The 18,445-nt window shown below is 47.0% G+C and carries 17 protein-coding genes and 1 pseudogene; 5 read left to right on the plus strand and 13 right to left on the minus strand.

The genetic code is table 11. From position 1 onward, the window contains the following. Window positions 1-59: 59 nt before the first annotated feature. The 11 genes and pseudogenes from aroB to RQN30_RS01255 all read right to left on the minus strand — a co-directional run bounded on the left by aroB (window position 60) and on the right by RQN30_RS01255 (window position 12,660). Window positions 60-911 (minus strand): 3-dehydroquinate synthase, encoded by an 852-nt coding sequence (gene aroB / locus RQN30_RS01205; RefSeq protein ID WP_353060914.1) that lies wholly within the window; start codon window positions 909-911, stop codon window positions 60-62. Continuing rightward, a complete protein-coding gene (locus RQN30_RS01210) occupies window positions 806-1,645 on the minus strand; it encodes a shikimate kinase (protein WP_353060915.1) in 840 nt (279 codons plus the stop codon). Before RQN30_RS01210 ends, aroB begins: the two co-directional genes overlap by 106 nt. Continuing rightward, window positions 1,645-2,874, minus strand: a complete 1,230-nt coding sequence (gene aroC, locus RQN30_RS01215; protein WP_353060916.1) for a chorismate synthase — start codon at window positions 2,872-2,874, stop codon at window positions 1,645-1,647. Before aroC ends, RQN30_RS01210 begins: the two co-directional genes overlap by 1 nt. Window positions 2,875-2,897: 23 nt before the next feature. Further along, on the minus strand, window positions 2,898-3,527 hold the full coding sequence (locus RQN30_RS01220) for a hypothetical protein (protein ID WP_353060917.1): 630 nt from the start codon (window positions 3,525-3,527) through the stop codon (window positions 2,898-2,900). A 140-nt stretch (window positions 3,528-3,667) separates the two neighbouring features. Next, window positions 3,668-4,603 (minus strand): shikimate dehydrogenase family protein, encoded by a 936-nt coding sequence (locus RQN30_RS01225; protein ID WP_353060918.1) that lies wholly within the window; start codon window positions 4,601-4,603, stop codon window positions 3,668-3,670. Between the two features lie 63 nt (window positions 4,604-4,666). Then, window positions 4,667-5,791, minus strand: a complete 1,125-nt coding sequence (mltG, locus tag RQN30_RS01230) for an endolytic transglycosylase MltG (protein WP_353060919.1) — start codon at window positions 5,789-5,791, stop codon at window positions 4,667-4,669. A 235-nt stretch (window positions 5,792-6,026) separates the two neighbouring features. After that, window positions 6,027-6,554: a Holliday junction resolvase RuvX gene (ruvX, locus tag RQN30_RS01235; RefSeq protein WP_353060920.1), complete on the minus strand. Its 528-nt coding sequence runs from the start codon at window positions 6,552-6,554 to the stop codon at window positions 6,027-6,029. Between the two features lie 87 nt (window positions 6,555-6,641). Next, window positions 6,642-9,307, minus strand: a pseudogene (gene alaS, locus RQN30_RS01240) (alanine--tRNA ligase). 368 nt (window positions 9,308-9,675) lie between these two features. Then, entirely contained in the window at window positions 9,676-10,125 is a 450-nt protein-coding gene (locus RQN30_RS01245) for a DUF948 domain-containing protein (RefSeq protein WP_353060921.1), read from the minus strand. Window positions 10,126-10,290: 165 nt separating this feature from the next. After that, on the minus strand, window positions 10,291-10,911 hold the full coding sequence (rpsD, locus tag RQN30_RS01250) for a 30S ribosomal protein S4 (protein ID WP_353060922.1): 621 nt from the start codon (window positions 10,909-10,911) through the stop codon (window positions 10,291-10,293). Between the two features lie 237 nt (window positions 10,912-11,148). Continuing rightward, a complete protein-coding gene (locus tag RQN30_RS01255) occupies window positions 11,149-12,660 on the minus strand; it encodes a replication-associated recombination protein A (RefSeq protein WP_353061732.1) in 1,512 nt (503 codons plus the stop codon). Window positions 12,661-13,527: 867 nt separating this feature from the next. Between RQN30_RS01255 and RQN30_RS01260 the strand changes: the two genes are divergently transcribed. The 3 genes from RQN30_RS01260 to RQN30_RS01270 all read left to right on the plus strand — a co-directional run bounded on the left by RQN30_RS01260 (window position 13,528) and on the right by RQN30_RS01270 (window position 15,974). Continuing rightward, the gene (locus RQN30_RS01260) at window positions 13,528-14,037 is read left to right on the plus strand and encodes a YqxI family protein (protein WP_353060923.1); all 510 of its coding nucleotides are present in this window, start codon (window positions 13,528-13,530) and stop codon (window positions 14,035-14,037) included. 14 nt (window positions 14,038-14,051) lie between these two features. Then, a complete protein-coding gene (locus tag RQN30_RS01265; protein ID WP_353060924.1) occupies window positions 14,052-14,336 on the plus strand; it encodes a hypothetical protein in 285 nt (94 codons plus the stop codon). Between the two features lie 1,371 nt (window positions 14,337-15,707). Continuing rightward, entirely contained in the window at window positions 15,708-15,974 is a 267-nt protein-coding gene (locus RQN30_RS01270; RefSeq protein WP_353061733.1) for a tyrosine-type recombinase/integrase, read from the plus strand. Here the strand turns inward: RQN30_RS01270 and RQN30_RS01275 are convergent. After that, window positions 15,958-16,164: an XRE family transcriptional regulator gene (locus tag RQN30_RS01275; RefSeq protein WP_353060925.1), complete on the minus strand. Its 207-nt coding sequence runs from the start codon at window positions 16,162-16,164 to the stop codon at window positions 15,958-15,960. The genes RQN30_RS01270 and RQN30_RS01275 overlap by 17 nt on opposite strands. A 605-nt stretch (window positions 16,165-16,769) precedes the next feature. Between RQN30_RS01275 and RQN30_RS01280 the strand changes: the two genes are divergently transcribed. Together RQN30_RS01280 and RQN30_RS01285 are read left to right on the plus strand one after the other, a co-directional pair. Next, complete coding sequence (locus RQN30_RS01280; RefSeq protein WP_353061734.1) at window positions 16,770-16,931, plus strand: tyrosine-type recombinase/integrase; 162 nt, start codon at window positions 16,770-16,772, stop codon at window positions 16,929-16,931. Between the two features lie 791 nt (window positions 16,932-17,722). After that, a complete protein-coding gene (locus RQN30_RS01285) occupies window positions 17,723-17,899 on the plus strand; it encodes a hypothetical protein (protein ID WP_353060926.1) in 177 nt (58 codons plus the stop codon). Here the strand turns inward: RQN30_RS01285 and casA are convergent. Continuing rightward, window positions 17,847-18,422, minus strand: coding sequence for a type I-E CRISPR-associated protein Cse1/CasA (casA, locus tag RQN30_RS01290; protein WP_353060927.1), 576 nt, complete (start codon window positions 18,420-18,422; stop codon window positions 17,847-17,849). The two genes, RQN30_RS01285 and casA, sit on opposite strands and share 53 nt — an antisense overlap. Window positions 18,423-18,445 lie beyond the last annotated feature (23 nt).

Here is an 18,445-nt window from a genome sequence, read left to right on the forward strand (position 1 = left end):
GAAATTTAGTTATCTGAGCGGGATACGTGTGCAGTGACTTCACTGGTCCGCAGCTGGTTTCAATTAGTTTCAATGCCGACGGCAGAAAATGCTTGCGTCAGAATTTGTGTATCTGGCTTATCGAGAATCAGCGGTTTGCCAATATCTTCAAGCACCACAAAGCGAAGGCGGGAGCGGCGAATTTTCTTATCAGATCCCATCAAATCATGAAGCTGTTTGCAATTTCCCTTTGGATAATCCACCGGTAAACCGAGTGCGAGAAATGCATCATGGTGTAATTTGGTGAACCCATTTTCTGCAATTCCCGCAGCTTCTGCTAATGCGGCAGCGAATACGCATCCGATTGCAACAGCTTCTCCATGCCGATATTGATAGTCTTCGGCGCGTTCAATTGCGTGGGCAAGCGTATGCCCGTAGTTCAGAATTTCGCGCAACCCGCTTTCGCGAAAATCTTGTGAGACGACATTCGCCTTCACCTGCACCGCGCGGTAAATTACTTCTGCAAGCCCCGGATTTTGCCAATCCAAAATTTTCCGGCCATGCATTGCAACCAGCTGCAGGATTTCACGGTCTTGGATGAAACCGCATTTCACCACTTCCCCCATTCCGGCGCGCAGCTCTGCAGCCGGCAATGTGGCGAGAGTATCAAGATCGCAATACACGCCGACCGGCGGATAGAAAGATCCGGCAAGATTTTTCCCGGTCTCAGTATTGATACCTGTTTTCCCGCCGACGGCAGCGTCAACCATTCCCAGGAGCGTCGTCGGGACATGGATTACATCCACGCCGCGGAGCCATGTTGCAGCTACGAACCCGCCGAAATCGGTAGTTGCTCCGCCGCCGACAGTAATAATAAGTCCGTCGCGGCCAAGATGATTTGTCCCTGCGTGCTCCCATGCTTTTGCAAGCACGTTGACATTTTTGCAGCTTCACCAGCAGGTACCGCAAATTTGCTGGTCTGTACATCGCAAATTTGCAAGCTTTGCGCAATCTCAAAGGCGAACTCTTGTACATCCGGTGAATAAATCACCATTGCTGCGGGATAATTTTGTGCTTGGGCAATTATTGATGCTTTTAGGTGATGCCCAATATACACAGTATATTGCTGCTCTCCGCTGACAGTTACTTTTTGCGGAGGCGACTGAATCGTGGCAAGCGCATCATCAACTACTGAAAATACTGGTTCTTGATTCGAAATCAGCACTTCATGAGCAAGCTGCCGATACAGCGGAAGACGTGTTTGGCGTAATCCGGCGAGCTTTGCTTCCACATCGTCGGCGAGAATCGGACGAATATTGGGAGAGTTACGCAGCCGCGCTGCGAGTACTTTGTCTTCTGCTTCAATCAAAATCACGCGCTGATTTCGTAATGCTTTACGGGTTTTTTCCGTGGTGACGGCGCCGCCGCCGAGCGAGATTACACCGGTAAAGTTACGCAGTGCGTCTGCAATCACTTCCGCTTCAAGCTGCCGAAACGCAGCCTCTCCGTCTTGGGCGAAAATATCTTCAATACTTTTTCCCGCCCGTTCTTCAATCAGCCAGTCGGTATCGGTGAAATCTACGCCAAGCCTGCGAGCGACACGTTTGCCGACAGCAGATTTCCCGACCCCCGGCATTCCAATAAAAACTGCTTTCGGAAATGTCATCAGCGCCGCTCCTTCGGAATTGTATGCAAAAACGCCTTGAGATTATGGCGTGTTTCGCTAATGGAATCTCCGCCGAATTTATCGTTGAGCGCGCGTGCGAGAACAAGCGCAAGCATTGCTTCGCCGATTACCGCGCCGGGAACGACAGCTGTTGTATCGGAACGCTGGTGGAGAGCTGCGGCTGCCGCGCCTGTCTCAATATCGATGGTCCGAAGCGCATGCGGAACTGTGGAAATTGGTTTGTATGCGAGCCGTACTATTATCGGCTCACCGTTACTCATTCCGCCTTCAATTCCGCCGGCGCGATTTGTTTCCCGCAAAATTGGTTTCTGCGGAACGCTGATATCGCGCAGAATTTCATCATGTGCCTGGCTGCCGCGCCTGCCTGCCGTCGTAAATCCATCTCCGATTTCTACACCTTTCACGGCTTGAATTGACATCATTGCACCTGCAATTTGCGCATCAAGGCGAAGCTGATTATCGGTATAGGTACCTAGTGCTTGCGGCACATTAAATGCGATTACTTCCGCTACTCCGCCGAGGGTGTCGCCGTCGTGTTTTGCTGCGTCAATTTCGTTGATAAAAGCTGTTTCCACAGCAGTATCAAGCGTTCGTACTGCAGATTGATCAAGTGCGATGAAATCTTTCGGAGTAAAGTTGGTCCGCACAGATTCAGGCGCTTTTACGCTGCCGATCTGAATTACTTGTGATCCGATTTCAATACCCGCAGCCTGTCTGAGATATGCTTTTGCAACTGCGCCAAGTGCGGCCCGGGCTGCAGTTTCGCGCGCAGAGGCGCGTTCAAGGACATTGCGTGCGTCGGAAAAACCGAATTTGTTCATTCCCACAAGATCGGCATGCCCGGGACGCGGCTTGGTGAGCTTTTTGTTTCGCGCAATTTCACGTTCATCTCCGATACCGGCATTAACCAATAAGTCTTTCGGATCTACCGGATCTGCGCTCATCACAGTTTCCCATTTTTGCCATTCTGAATTCCGGATAATCAGCGAAATCGGTGATCCAAGTGTTTTCCCATGGCGTAACCCTGAGACCACTTCCAGCAGATCTTCTTCAAACTTCTGCCGGCTTCCCCGCCCGTATCCGCGGCGGCGGCGAGCCAGTTCAGATGAAATTTCGGTACTGGTAATTTCTACGCCTGCGGGGATTCCTTCAATTAAGGCGACAAGCGCTGCGCCATGCGATTCTCCAGCGGTACTCCAACTTATCATGTTTCGATTTTGCCATGTATATGTTACGTTTGCGCAATCGAACCAAATAATGTCAGGAATGCCGAGATTACAATCGCAAGTCCCATCGGCGCACTGTGTGCGGAATAAAGTCTTGCGGAAATATTTATTTGATCAGATTTTGCGTTGCTTTGACTTTGGTTTAAATAAAATTTCTCTATTCGGGCAGGCAGCGGAAATGGTTTTGCGTCAGTTTTAACTATGTGCTCAATGTACTCGAATACAGCAAGAATCATAAAAAGTAACAGCATTCCGCATCCCGATAGTACAAGTGCAAAAAGTGCGAGCGTCGGTGATTGGAGTGCACACAAATAACTTGTAATCATGATAATGCGGTAATCTCCCCGTCCGAGTAAAAATTCGTTTTTGCCGGCATTGTGCCGAAAGCGGATGAACCCTGATTGCGTACACCAAAGGAGCAGCAAAATTAAAGCTGCAGCAGCTATTGCTGCGAAAATCTGATAGCTGGTGAGGATTGAAGAATACCAGAGTACGGCAGTTCCGATTACGGCAATAAAAGCAGCAAAATGCGTGAGCGGGCGGTATAGATAACCAGTTATCGCATCATAAAGTGAATTTGCGAAAAGCGGCAGAATTACTGCAATAACGAAAACTATTAGTGAAATATTTTCCATAGCACAAAACTATGCTCATCACACAATTCTGTGCACCCATTAAATCTATTGCTGTGGAAATATCGGAAAATTGTGGAGAATAATTCCAAGAGTTTTGATTTTCCGTTATTGTGAGCTGTTTTTCGCCGTAAGTGCTTGGTTCAGTGCTTTGCGCATTGCACTGATATCGGGTGTTTTCCCAGTAAAAGGCGTGCCTGATCAATGGCTTGATGTAAAAGCATTAACCATCCTGGGACTACCGTTCCTCCGTGTTTGGTCCAGACTTGCATTAGCTGAGTTGGATTCGGCTCATAAACCACGTCAAGAAGAATCTTTTCAGCGAGTGCAGTTTCCGGAGACGGCGTATTTGAAAGAAGTTCTGCAAGCTGCTCTGCTGCCGAATCTGCAGCGCCAGCGGGCAAAGTTGAAATCACAAGTTCACTGTGCGACATCGTCTTCACGCAATTTTCACTTGCAATATGCTGATAGTTAAGGTCGAGATGTAGACGGTGCGCCGCAGCAAACACAGTATTCGGGCCGGCGGATTTGCGGGCACACACAGTCACCTGCTGCGCGCCAAGCTGAATTACTGCCGCTAGTGCCGACGAAGCCGTCGCTCCGGATCCAAGAATCGCAGCTGTTGGAAAATTTCGCTGCGCCGCCAGCTTCCGGGAAGAATCAACTGATATTGAATTCCGGTTCGGTTCGGCAGAATTTGCGTCGAAAACGCTATCGGTAACTTCACGGATTGCATTCACAATTCCCGCAACATCAGTATTGAATGCGACGCTCATCCGTGTTTTCGGTCCGGTGGGCTGAAATACAATCGTGTTCGCTGCGCCAACTGACTTTGCAAGTCCGTCGACAATATCTGCGGTTTGGACTGCCGCAAACTTGAAAGGCATGGTAACTGCAAGCCCAATCCAGGATGTATCCCGCGAATTTAAATATTCGGCAAACTTACCTTGTTCAAGGTGTTCCCGGATAAAATATGGCGCGCCCCAACCGGCAGTATGCAGCTGCGGGGAAAGCGAATGTGAAATTGGGTTTCCGACGACGGCAGCCTTTTTCACAGTTTTACCAGTTTGTGCAGACATATAACCCTAAAATTGAATGTTGGCAATACGGTAATTGCGGCAGCAAGGAGCAGCAAAGGAAACTTAACTGCGGTTCGCTTCGTACCAATCTCTGAACTCGGCTACATACTTGCTGTGTTCTTCGTAGGTTGAAGAAAACTTGGTTTCACCAGTATTAAGGTTAACAGTTACAAAGTAAAGCCAATCGCCTTCAGCCGGATTCATTGCACCGGCAATTGCTTTTGCAGACGGTGTAGAAATCGGACCGGGAGGCAAACCTTTATACATATGGGTATTGTATGGAGTATCTGTTGCTAAATCAGCTGCAGACGCCACAGCGGACGATTTATTCAAACCGTACATTAAAGTTGATTCCATCTGTAACTTACCGTGTGTCTGAACAGTATCAACCAGACGATTCTCAATAACCCGGGCAACTTTCGCATACTCATCCGGGTAGCTGACTTCGCGTTGCGCAATAGAAGCTACGATTAAAGTCCGTTCCCACTTGTCCCTGCTCAAACCAAGTTTTTCGAGTTCTTTTACTCGATGTGCCACCATCAGCTGCAGCGCTTCTGCGGCAGTGGTATCCGGTGACAATTCGTAAGTCAATGGAGCAATCCAGCCCTCAATATCCCCTTTTGCCTCCGGCGGCAAGTTAATCGCAGCAGAATCTTCCGCAGTTTTTGCAATTTCATCCGCACTGATCTGCAACACATTTGCAAGGCGTTCAAAGACTTGTGTTTTCCGGAATCCTTCCGGAATTGTGACACGCAGTTCAGCTTTGCTTGCCGGATCGAGTAAAGCCGATACCGCATTCACTCCGGACATTTTTAGCTGAATTTTGAAAGTACCTGCCTGGATTGAGTTTGCACGCGGATTGTTTTTGAATGCTTCAGTAAATGCGCGCGCAGAAGCAACTACATCTTTTTCCGCAAGGATCTTCCCGATTTCAGTTCCGGAAGCATCTTTTGGAATTTCAATAATTACTTCAGTTCCATTGCCTTTCCCCTGATAGTCTTCATATTTTGGTCCGGTAATTATTGTTGTGATTCGCGGCCAAACAATCACAAGCGCCATTACGATAAGCAGAATTGCGAAAAGTGAAATTATTGCAGCAAGATACCGGTTTCCGCCTTGTGAGCGTTTCTTCTGCGGATTTCCGTGAAGCGAACGCCGCCCGTCGCTATCCTGAAAAATTTGTGTCAATGGAGTCTTGCCCTTCTAGCCGATACTAATCGAGATTAGCTTCCGCGAATCTTCTATATAACAGTTTTATAACACAACCAGCGGTACTTTCGGAGTTTTTTCGGTGTGATATTTATTCGGTACGAATCTATATCAACATCTGGCAAAAGTGCAATAATCGAATCTGTTTTAATCCAGTGTAAGTTATTTTCGAGCAGGAAACGGAATTGCAGTTTAATGAATGCGCCGCCGGACACTACAGTGTTTTACCGGGAATTTTCCCAGTAGCACGCTCTTGGGAAAAAGCATTTTCAAGAATTACGACGGCTGCTTGCTGATCAACCACGTCACGATGATGCTTTCTCCGCCTGCCCGCCTGCAATAACTGCTGATGTGCAGTTACTGTGGTGAGCCGCTCGTCAATCATTCGAATTTCCGGCGAAAATCCGAAGAATTTGTTTTCAATCATTCGTAAGAGCCGCATTGCCCATCTGCGCGCATCTTTTGCATTTTTCCCTTCACTGCCATCCATATTTAGCGGCAAACCGACATAAATTTCAAGCACATTAAATGTTTCCAGCAATCCGAGAACTCCGGTAAAATCCCCATTTTCTCTGGGAAAAGTAGCAACAGGAAGCGCCATTATTCCGTCGCTGTCGCTGCGGGCTACACCCACTCGTGCAAGACCGACATCAACAGCAATACGCACACCAGGACGCACCGGATAGCTTTGCGGTAAATTGCGAAGCTCATCAGGTGCGTCCTGGGGCGGGAAACTATTCAAAGTATTTTATCCAATTCAGTTTCGATGATTGCAAACTTATAGTTGCGAACTGCCGCGATAGCCGCACGCAAAGAATCTGAAACAGAATCAGTTTGCGACAGCATCTCTAATTTCGTTCATTGCAGCTGCGATTTTTGCAGTGTCTTGTCCCCCGCCTTGCGCCATATCGTCTCGGCCGCCGCCGCCGCCGCCGAGAACCTTTGCAGCGAGCGAAACAAGCGCACCTGCCTTTATCCCGTTATCGCGGGCAGCCTGAGTAGCAGCAACAACGACAAGCGGACGGCCTTTTGCAATACCGAATATTGATACCACTCCAGCAGCCGCGCCAAGACTCATCCGAATTTCAGCGGCAGCATTGCGAAGCTCGTCGACAGCTGCAACTTCTCCGAAATTATGCTGCACAAATTTTGTTCCGTTAAGCGTTTGCGCATTTTCCAGCAGCGCCTTAAACGAAGCCGCAATCTTCTCTTGCCGCAGTTTTGCAATCTCCTTTTCAGCAGCTTTCAGCTTGCCGATAAGTGCATCAATATGTTCCGGAAGTTCTTCAGTACGAACATGCGTCAAGGTGCCCAACTGGTTCAAAATTGCACGTTCTTTCGCACCTGCAGCATATGCTCCCACACCTACAAGTGCTTCAATTCGGCGCACACCTGAACCAATCGAAGATTCACCAAGCAATGTCACAAGCCCCAACTCGCCCGAATTTTTCACGTGAGTACCTGCACACAGTTCGCGGCTCCAAGTATCGCCAATGGAAACCATACGCACATCTTTGCCGTATTTCTCACCAAATAGTGCCATCGCCCCAGCTGCTTTTGCGTCATCTAAACTCATAATTTGATCGGTAACTTCAAGATTTTCCTGTAAGCGATCATTTACCCGAGCTTCAATCGAGCCAAGCACATCCGCTGGGATTTGCTGACCATGGCGGAAATCGAAACGCAGCCGTGACGGAGCGTTCTCCGAACCTGCCTGAGTTGCCTGCTCACCAAGGTGTTCATGCAATGCCTTGTGAATCATATGTGTCGCAGTGTGCGCACGAGCAATCTGGGCACGGCGTGCAGCGTCAATTTGCGCATGTACAGTATCGTCAAGTGCCACACTGCCTTCAGTAAGGGTACCGCGATGCACAAACAAGCCTTTTACCGGCATTTGCACGTCGTTTACGTCAATCATTCCCCGCCGGCTACGGAAATCGTGCCGTGATCAGCGAGCTGCCCGCCTTGCTCTGCCCAGAATGGCGTAGCATCAAGCACAAGATCCACTTCAGCTGGTGCTTGCACCGCCGGAACAGAATTGCCGTCGAGTAAAATTCCAAGCACTTTAGCTTCAGCTGCAGTTTCAGTGTAACCAAGGAAGTTTGTTTTTCCGCCGGATTTTTCCTGCAGTTCGTGATAGACAGTTGCATCTACGTGTCCGGTCTTTTTGCTTGCGCATCAGCGCGGGCACGATCTTTTGCTCCTGCATCAGCGCGCGGAACTGTTTTTCATCGACTTTAATCCCCTGCTCGGCAGCCATTTCAAGAGTGATGTCGATTGGGAAACCGTAGGTATCGTGAAGTGTGAATGCGTCTTCACCTGGGAGCACTTTCGATCCGAGTTTTGCCTTCGCCACGGCAAGATCAAAAATCTGCGTACCGGCAGAAAGCGTGCGCCGGAATGCTTCTTCTTCCTGGTATGCGATTTCGGAAATTCGCGTAAAGTCTTGCTCCACCTCAGGATAGGTTTCTTTCATCGCATTCATCGAAGCTGGAAGCAATTGCGGCAGCGCAGTTTCATCCACCCCAAGCAAACGCATTGAACGCACTGAGCGGCGAATCAGGCGGCGCAGCACGTATCCGCGGCCGTCATTACCTGGGCGGACCCCGTCGCCAATGAGCATTAGCGAAGAACGCACATGATCGGCAATCAAACGCATCAGCACATCATCTGATTCTTTTGCACCGTACTTCTTTCCGGAAAGTTCTTCAGCAGCTGCAATCACCGGATAAACCTGGTCAGTTTCATACATATTGGCTTTGTTTTGCAGCAGGAATGCAATCCGCTCAAGTCCGGCACCTGTATCAATTGCAGTCTGATCAAGGCGGCCAAGGAGCGGAAAATCTTTTCCTTCACCCTCACCGCGCATAAATTCATCGAACACAAGATTCCAGATTTCGAGGTAACGATCCCCGCCCGGATCTACAGTGCCGCCGACGGCTTCCGGCCCAAATTCCGGTCCGCGGTCATAATGGATTTCGGCACATGGCCCAGCAGGACCGGGCTGACCGGTAGACCAGAAAATTTCTTCCCGCTTCAGCTTGACAATATGTTTTGGATCCAGACCAATCTTTTTGTCAGCTCATCATATGCGACGCCGTCTTCTTCCCAAATCGTCACCCAAAGCCGATCGCCGTCTAAGCCGTATCCGCCGTCTTTCAAATCTGCGGTGAGCAAACCGAAAGCTAAATCAATCGCTCCTTCTTTGAAATAATCACCGAAAGAGAAATTGCCGCACATTTGGAAGAAAGTGCCGTGGCGGGTAGTACGCCCGACGTTATCGATATCATTAGTGCGAATACATTTTTGTACAGACGCAGCACGCGGGAACGGTGCTGGTTCAGTGCCGACGATATATGGAATAAATGGCACCATCCCAGCGATTGTGAAAAGAATCGATGGATCTGGAGAGACCAGCGGCACGCTCGGCACGATTTCGTGATCGTGTTTGCGGAAATATTCGAGCCAACGATTTCTAATTTCTGCACTGCGCATTTCTTTGTATCCTCGTAATTTAATAATTCAAATTCGTTTCGCCGATTATTTCGATTGTTTACGTCAATATATATCGGTTAAATGATTTTAGAAGTCTAGTCGGTTTATTTTACGTTTAATTCTTGCATTTGTAATAACTAAACCAGCAATTTAACATTTGGAAGCAAAACCAGCCTTGCGGCATATTTATTTCCCGAACAGTACCGCAAGCAGCTGCAGTGCTTAATTCCCTGCATTTTTCTTGCACGAAAGTGCTGCTGCCAAGTGCCGATACCATTCCGCTATGTCTTGCTGTTAATTATTCGCATAGCAGTAAGAAACAGGATTTTTCAGTGAAATTAAACTTCTTATCCTGAAAGGAAGCTGTTTCAGGAATGATGCTGATCAGTTTTAACATCGGCTGCGGGATCCGCGGTTTTCAAATTTGCTGCCGTCTGATTTTCAGCATCATTTTTTGGATGACCGGTAAATCCCGAAAATGCTTCTTTTACCTTTTCCGCACCGCGGCGAGCTGCTAAAAACGGAGCACCGACGGTAGAAGTCACAAGGGTGGTCATAGCAGAAATATCTTCAGTTGTCCGTGCTGCAGCATCAGTGATTGCGTTAAGTTTTTGTACTTGATGATTCGCTTCAGCAACTGTTTTCACCGCTTCATCAATGGCTGGGAGCGTATGATCGGTAAGCTCCCGCAAACTCTCCGCGAGACGATCGAGAACTTTGGAAAACTTTATTAAAGGTCTTATCGAAAAATAAACGAGTACGAGGAAGCTAAATGCCGCGATAAGCCCGGCAATCTGCCCAAGAGTAATTTCTGCCATGTGGTAAAGCCTATCTGAAAGTGACGGATACTGGTGCTTTTCACTGAGTGATTTTCACACTACCGCAAGTAAAATCCGATTCTGAATTTGTTCGCAAATATTTTGGGAAACTTGCAAAGCACAGCGCGCCGCGTCTTTTGACGCGGCGCGCTGTAAAAACAAAGTTTAGCGAGAGTAGTGTTCGACCACCATCTGTACGTCGCAGGTGACTGGCACTTCTGCACGCTTCGGACGGCGAATAAGCTCAAAACGGAGCTTTGGAAGATCTACTTTCAAGTATTCCGGAACAGCTGGGAGCACATCTGCATGCTGCCCCTGCGCTGCAACCATGAACTGTGAAGATGTCTGAGAACGCGGCTTAATCTGCACAATCTGACCTGGCTTCACACGGAAAGACGGACGATCCACAATCTGACCGTCAACTACAATATGGCGATGCACCACTACCTGACGTGCCTGCGCAATGGTACGCGCAAAACCTGCACGCAGTACGAGCGCATCAAGACGCATTTCAAGAAGTTCAACAAGGTTTTCACCAGCAAGACCATCTTGGCGGCGGGCTTCATCCCAAACTTTACGCAGCTGTGCTTCACGAATACCGTATTGTGCGCGCAGACGCTGCTTTTCCTTCAAACGCACCGAGTAATCGGATTCTTTCACGCGGCCGCGGCCATGCTCACCAGGACGGTAAGGACGGCGCGCCATATACTTTTCTGCTTTCGGGGTGAGTGCAATACCGAGGGCACGTGACTGACGCACTGCCTTGCGGGAGCGGTTGAGAGCCATTATTTTTTCTCCTGTCGTCTAATGGCACAGTTCTGCTTGCTGCAAATACTTTGAATTATCTGCAGTTTTTGACTGCGGGATCAACCTTTGGCTAGGATCCCAGGTGTGCTTAAACTGGTTAGCTTAAGCTTTTAACGCTGTTTTATCTTCAAGGTGCGCATATAATATTCATGCCCTCCCTGCAAACAACCCTAGAAGTTTAACATTATTCTTTGCCGAGAGCTTTATTTATCTTTGCTAAACGTTCTGTGATTTTGGCTTCATAACCGTGGTTTGTTGGCTGATAATATCTTTTTCCAACATACCGTCTGGAAGATATTGCTGCGCCACAATCGAGCCGGGTGCATCATGCGCATATTTATATTCAGAGTCGCGCCCGCTTTGCTGTGCCATTACTTTGGAAGCAGTTACGGTCTTATCCCAAAGATGCACCGGCACTTCACCGTATTTTCCGCTGCGCACATCGGATATTGCCGCATTTATTGCCTGATATGCACGATTCGATTTTGGCGCAGTAGCAAGATGTACGACGGCTTCGGCAAGGATAATCCGCGCTTCCGGCATTCCCACAAGTGCAACGGCTTGCGCAGCAGCGGCAGCAGTCTGCAGTGCTGAAGGATCTGCCATCCCAACATCTTCAGCAGCTGAAATCATTAACCTCCGCGCAATAAAGCGCGGGTCTTCACCTGCTTCGAGCATTCGGGCAAGGTAGTGTATTGCCGCATCCACATCCGAACCGCGCACAGATTTAATAAATGCAGAAATTACGTTGTAATGCTGGTCGCCTGAGCGGTCGTAACGAATCGCATACGTATCGACGGCCTGCTGCACCACTTCTGCGGTGATAATTTTGCGCGGATGTTTTTGTTCGGAATCTTCGTTTTTCCCGTTTTCTTTCGGCTCGCCGCTTTTCGCGATTTCATTGGCGCCATCAGCATCATTGTTTCCTGTAACGTTTTCACTATTCACGCAAACAGTTTCGGCGGTATTTTGATTAGCGGCGTTTTCAGTTTCTTCACCAGCAGCTTCGAATCTGTTTTCGTGCCCTGATTCGTTTTCATAGATAGCACCGTCGGCATCCGGAGTTGGTAAAGCCTGGCTTGCGGCAGCTTCCAGAATTGTAAGTGCGCGCCGCCCGTCGCTGCCTGCAAGGCGAATAATTTCATGACGTGCTTTCAGGCTGAGCGCGATATCGCCGTCGTATCCACGCGGATCTGTAAGTGCCCGATCAATCAGTGTCCCAATATTTTCAGCTGAAAGCGGGTGCAGCGTGAGCAGTAATGACCGGGAAAGCAGCGGAGAAATTACCGAAAAGGAAGGGTTTTCGGTGGTAGCTGCAATCAAAATCACCCAACGGTTTTCGACGGCTGGGAGCAGCACATCTTGCTGAGTTTTGGAAAAGCGGTGGACTTCGTCGATAAAAAGAATGGTTTCTTTACCGGAAATGTACAGGTCATTTTTCGCGGAATCAATTACTGCGCGGAGTTCTTTTATTCCTGCAGAGACAGCGGAAACCTCAACAAATTTCCTTCCGGAACTTTGTGCGGTGAGGTATGCAAGGGTGGTTTTGCCAATTCCAGGCGGACCCCAAAGGAAGATTGATGCGGGGGCGCCGTCGGTGTTGGATTCAATCAGCCGGCGCAGCGGCTGCCCTGATCTAAGCAGGTGTTCTTGCCCAACTACTTCCGCAATTACACGCGGGCGCATCCGCACGGCAAGCGGTGCATTAATAACTGATTCGTCTGACATGCCTGCCCGAGTTTTTACTGCAGTGCTAAATGCATTACTAAATAAATCCACGTCTCGATTGTATCCTTTCCCAGGGCAGTCCTAATTGCAGTAAGCCAGCTTATTCAGCTTTCAAAATTCGATAATTGCATTTCCCGTATTGTAACAACGAAAAGCAAGAATTTTTATTTCCACCAATTTCTTTTTTACCCGCTTTATCCGTGCTCTAATGCATGAAATTTCTTACCGTATCAAATATGAGGAGAATGGTTACGCAATTGTCCTGCCCGGAAGCGCATAAAGGGATTTGGGAACAGGAAAATTCATTACAGCTCTAGCCGAGTCCAGTTTTGCCGGTTTCAAGCGGTTTTTTGCACAGCGGTCAGGCTTGATCTGTGCAAAAACACCGCTTTCCGCCCGAGTAAACACCAGCTTCATTGCACCACAACACAAAACAAAATATGAAACGCTGCCAACCTCAGCAACACCGCACAATCAACCGCAAGACACAGCTTCCCTCTACGTAAGTGGTGTCAAAAAGTAGAAAACTGTACGTAAGTGATGGCAAGAACTCAGGTTGGGATTATTGCCGTCGGAAGCATTTACGTTTGTGCTGTTCACAAGCTTACCGGAACGGTGCTTCTCCCGTCGTTAACCAAAACCGCACTTATCTCCAGACATTGCCTATTTTCAGAAATTGAAAAATGCTGGATGGCATAAGCAGATTCCGGTACTCCCTATAGAAGCACGCGTATCAGAATCAGCAGCAGCTTTGAGATAGCAAAAAGCCCAGCAAGAAGCCTATGCCGCTTCTAGGCACACAGTGCATAAAATGCGCAGCCGGCTACTCCCTTTTCAACTCGTGATAAAACTTCTTCTATTTGCTCCTTGGGTTTACTCTTTAGCGGATCTATAACTGCATATGCAGACATCAGTACAGATAATCCAGTTCTAGCGGCATACGAACAAGCTGCTCTTATTAAAAACAGCACTGTTCATCAGAACGACCTTTCAGATAAATCTGTAGAACCATTAACGCAGTTAGCATTAAATGGTGAAGCTAAAGCAGATACAGATTCAAATCTAGAAATTGAAACTCGTGGAGTAAAATCTTGGGCTGCGAAAAAGGATTTAAAAAGTATCTCAGGAATGATTCGATCTGGGGGCAAGCAATTCATAGATTTAGCTGGAGATTTCTTAGATAAAGAAACGAAAACAGCTATTAGGAATCATTCAGATATAATTGCTGATGCAATTGATGACGTTGCAGAATTGCCCGACTTAGCCAGCCATGTTGTAAAAGAGAAGCTCTTTCACGCTTTAAGCAGCCCTCTCGGCGGTGGAGCAGCAAACGTTATTGCCGATGCAGTTGCTGGTGTAATTTGGATTCTTGTGTAGGAGCTATGTCCGCTATGTCTTCTGAAATTAATTATCAACAGAAAATCGATGCTCTCGAACGCGAAGTCGCACGGTTAAAAGATTTATTTTTTATATTTGTTCGTTGCGTGGAATATCGTGATGATAAACCATTTGACGCTCTTACTTCACAACTAATGATATTTGGAGATGAACGCATTAAATTATTTTTCATCCTTGAGTGTATTTGTGATTCGCTGGAGGGAAAATCTCCTGGCTTAAAATCACATTTACTTCAGAAAAAATTAACAGCGACAAGATATTCAAAAGCACTCCACTAAAAAGTCAGAAGCAGTAGATTTTCTCTCTGAAATAGTGGGAACCGCGAATGCTGAAGAAATATTGAAAGCGTTTAGAGAACAGTATCGAGATAGATAATCGCACAACAGTTATTCTGCAGAGCGTGACAGTACTATTCAAGTAGCAAGTTTTGTAGCAGATTTATTTCTAACTATTGGAGCACTTCTATCAGCAGCCGCTTTTATTAAATTATCAGTATTAAGCGACATGCAGACACAAAAATTATTTAACATAAGTTCTGAAGTAAACAGCATTTTTCTCTGCCCTGTTACCCATATTAATCGTGCAGCAGGAAGACAGCGTATTAGCGTGCTCCGCGTCCGCTCTTGCGGTGTGTTTTGTGCTTGTTATTGAGTTCCTTGGATACGCTGCTCGTAGCTGGTTGAGTTTACTTGATAATGATTGTGGCTAACCCTGTTCCTGCTGTTTCTGAGCTGCGCTGCGTTCAAGCAGTTCCCGTGTCCCGCATTCGCCTTGCACACGTATCCGTATTCCGCCAAGCACTCTCAATAAGAATCGGATTGAAGTGCCCCGGATTTTGTTCCGTTTGATTCGCTGAGCAAAACTCCAATGTTGGAATCATTGATTGGTGACAGGCTACCGAAGAACATAGCGAGTATCTACTCGACGACGGTACGCATACGGCTGCGCAGGGAACCGTCGTGTTCGCAAATATCATTCAGCAAGCTCTTTGCGGTCGGTAACGCCGCAATTTTGTGATACGGTGCGGTTATTCTCTCGCACTGCATCATAAGGCATAGGTTAGTAGTTATCCGCAGTTTTGGTGTAACAATACCTAGAGCATAAATCCACTGGATATTTTCGGTAGCTTAATACGTCCATCCAGCGCATATCCACGCGAGTGTGGGGTGCATGCAATTTTCCCATCAACTAATAACTGGTTTCCCGGTAGATACTCGCGTACCTCAGTAATCTGCGAGTTTTCGGCGGCTTCGTCAACCTGCTTAAAAACAACTTTCCTATTGCTGTCCTACCGTCGCCCTGACGGCACCGACGTCATTTCGATTTCCACACTCGCGGAGTGACAAGCGTGCCCGTCATTTAGTTGCGAGCATCGAAGAAATCGTCCTCAGGAAGATTTATAAATATGATGATTAAGCCAAGAATTATTGCAGCAAGTGCAAGATAGCTTTCTAATTTTTTCATGGTTTACTGTTGTACTTAGGCGGGGTTTCCCTTTATACTGTCGTCTAAAGGGATTCCCCTTAATATTTATTTCTTATTTTTTCATCCTTGCTGGATTTTAGAACTTCAATTAGCTTTGCAGCTCCTGCTAATGCAGCTCCGAGTCCGGCAAGGATTTCTCCTAAGTAATCCAGAATCATCCCCGCATACGCAGGGCTTACGAATATTTATTTCCCGGCAATGACTACGGGCATTTATCTGCGGCTTATGTCGGGAAAAGGATTTCTAACCTACTTCCTGAGGGCGTGTCGCTGTACTCTTTAAGGCACCGCTTCGCCACATGTGTACATAACGCTACGGGCGATTTACTGCTTACTCAAAAACTGCTAGGACATTCATCGCCTTCTGCTACGCAGCTTTATGCGGCTATTGAGCAGGATCGGCTAAGAGAGACTGTTAATGCTGTCGATTAACTCCATTTCCTACCCGTTCCGGGGCGGGCAGCTTGCCATGCGTCAATCGTGTCTTTTTCCAGCCTTTTGTACCGCGTCCAGCAAGCCCGATTACTACATCCGGCTCTGGTAGCTTGTATTTATCTAAAGTGTCTACAGCCACCCCGATATATTTAGCAAAATCTGATCGAGAATAATAAGTGAGAGTCATTTACTTTTACTGTCTTTATGCTAAAGTTGTTTAGAGTGTTCCCCTAAGTTTTACCTTAGAGGAACACGGGTTATTTACTTTTTGCGGTTAGCTTGAAGTAAATAACGATTCCCGCTATTAGAATCAGCTATGCGATAGCTGGGTCTAATGCTAAAATCACGGGTTTCACCTCTCTCTATTTAGTTTTCGCCGATCGGTTTAACCTTTCGACACGTATAGTAATACCCAAATACCTTGGTGTTAATAATCTGGTATTTGGGTATTATTTATTATTTACACACTTTCCTACGTAAGTAATTCTAATTTTTAGTTACCTTGGGATTATCCCCGCATACGCGAGGCTTACTAATACAGAATGTTCTTTATTTAATTAGACTAGAGAGCACTTCACTATTCGTTAGACTCTTTTCCGTGTTTTATCGTCAAAATTCGATTATATTATTTCAGTATTGCGTTGGCTATCAGTGTTGATAGATCTTTGCGGGTTTGGTGTATATCGGTGCAGATTTCTCCGAGCTGATGGCCTTGAGACTTTGTTGATTGGGATCAGCCCCGCGTGTGCGGGGCTTACTATTATCTCTGAAATGCTGCCTGCCAGCGTGACAATGCACTCATTGCGCCACCGCTTCGCAACCCGTGTATACAATTCAACACACGATATTTTAAGCACGCAACAGCTATTAGGACACGCCTCACCAGTTACTACGCAAAGATATGTGGCTTTAGCGGACTCTACGCTTCGAAAAATTGTTGAAATAGTCGCGTAAAACTGCTTTCAGCTTAATTTGGCAAGCGGACAAGCCAAACAGAGCAGTAGCGAAAAGCATAATAGTGAAAATGTTTGGTGATGCAACGCAAACGACGCCGAGTGAAGCAGAAATGCATATCATAGTGTTTCTGAGTTTAAACAAGGTTATAAGTTTACGTTGCATATTCCCATTGTCTCACACATTTTTTCGATGGTACGGATTCGAGCTTCAAGAGTTTTCTGGGTGTCAGCCAAAATTTCGTGCGTCAGAGAAGCCTCATGAGACAAAAGCTCAATTTGCGTCTGCTGTGATTGCTGAGACTTCTCAATACGCGAAATCTGATCTTTAATCGATGAGCCGTGATTAGCCTGAAGCTGCCTAGTATCTTTCTTTAGATTGAAGAAACCAAAAATCGCGGTAATAAATGCAGCCAGCCCTGATAACCCTCCAAGAGCGGGATCATCCCCGCATGCTCGGGGCTTACGTCAAAGATGATAAAACTCTTCGCCCGGTATGGGGATCATCCCCGCATGCGCGGGGCTTACAAAACTATGAGAATTTTCGTGCCGCGTTCCCGGTTTGCGGTTCGGGGGGGACTATGTACCGGTTGAAGGTGGTAGAGTTGTCAGAAACAAAATTATTCCTAATTGGCGAGAATGGGGTGGCACTAATGGGGCGTATGTTAGAACTTGAAGACAGGCTGCATGGTTTTTTACCATTCGAAAAAGGTTTTTTCATGAAGTGGGGGCAAAACTTTCCGATGACGCCCAAGTTTTTTAGGCGGCGACCTTTTCGAGGGTGATATTTGGATGTTTATTGATGACTGTCTGCAGTTCGCGCTCCTTGAAGATGTCCCTATCCCAGACGATTTACTTGACGAAACCTATAGCGAGGTTAGCATCGCCTGGGATCCAGATATCCAGGAACGCACACTTAACTGGATTGCGAAACACCGCGCAAAAACGCTTCCACAAAATAGTGATTAAACCAGATTCTTTCCCGCTGCTTATGTGGCGGGATTTTTCCATCGACAAAAAGATTGCTATGCAGACCACCTACATCAAATTGTTGAACATAGATAAGCCATCTAGCTGCTTCTGCCCAAGAAATTATTGTATCTTCCTCAATTTTTCGAGACACGAAAAACTGATGTCCACTGGGAATATCACCAATAATTACCGATACAGATTTAGTTTCGTTTTTAGCCGTATGTAAATCAGCAACCTGATAAAACGGATACTCTGGATGGCGCAAGTCGAATCGGTCATGCATTGCTGCTAGATACTCACGTACATCACTGCATACCATTTCCGGATCGTGATAGCACTCAAACCAGTCCGCTTTAGTTTCAATATCAAGTGCACGATAAAAGATCGCAAGGATCGTCCGAAATACTGCAAAATCTTGGGTAGGAAGCTCTCCTGCAATCTGCGCAATATTCTGCATTTGATCGAGAAGCTGCAGCAACGAAACTTCTCCAGTATTTCCGTCAAGATACCCATAATCCATGGCTCATCTATTAAATTAAAAGA

The sequence above is a fragment of the Arcanobacterium hippocoleae genome (genome assembly GCF_040360365.1).
GTDB classification, from domain to species: Bacteria; Actinomycetota; Actinomycetes; order Actinomycetales; family Actinomycetaceae; genus Arcanobacterium_A; species Arcanobacterium_A hippocoleae_A.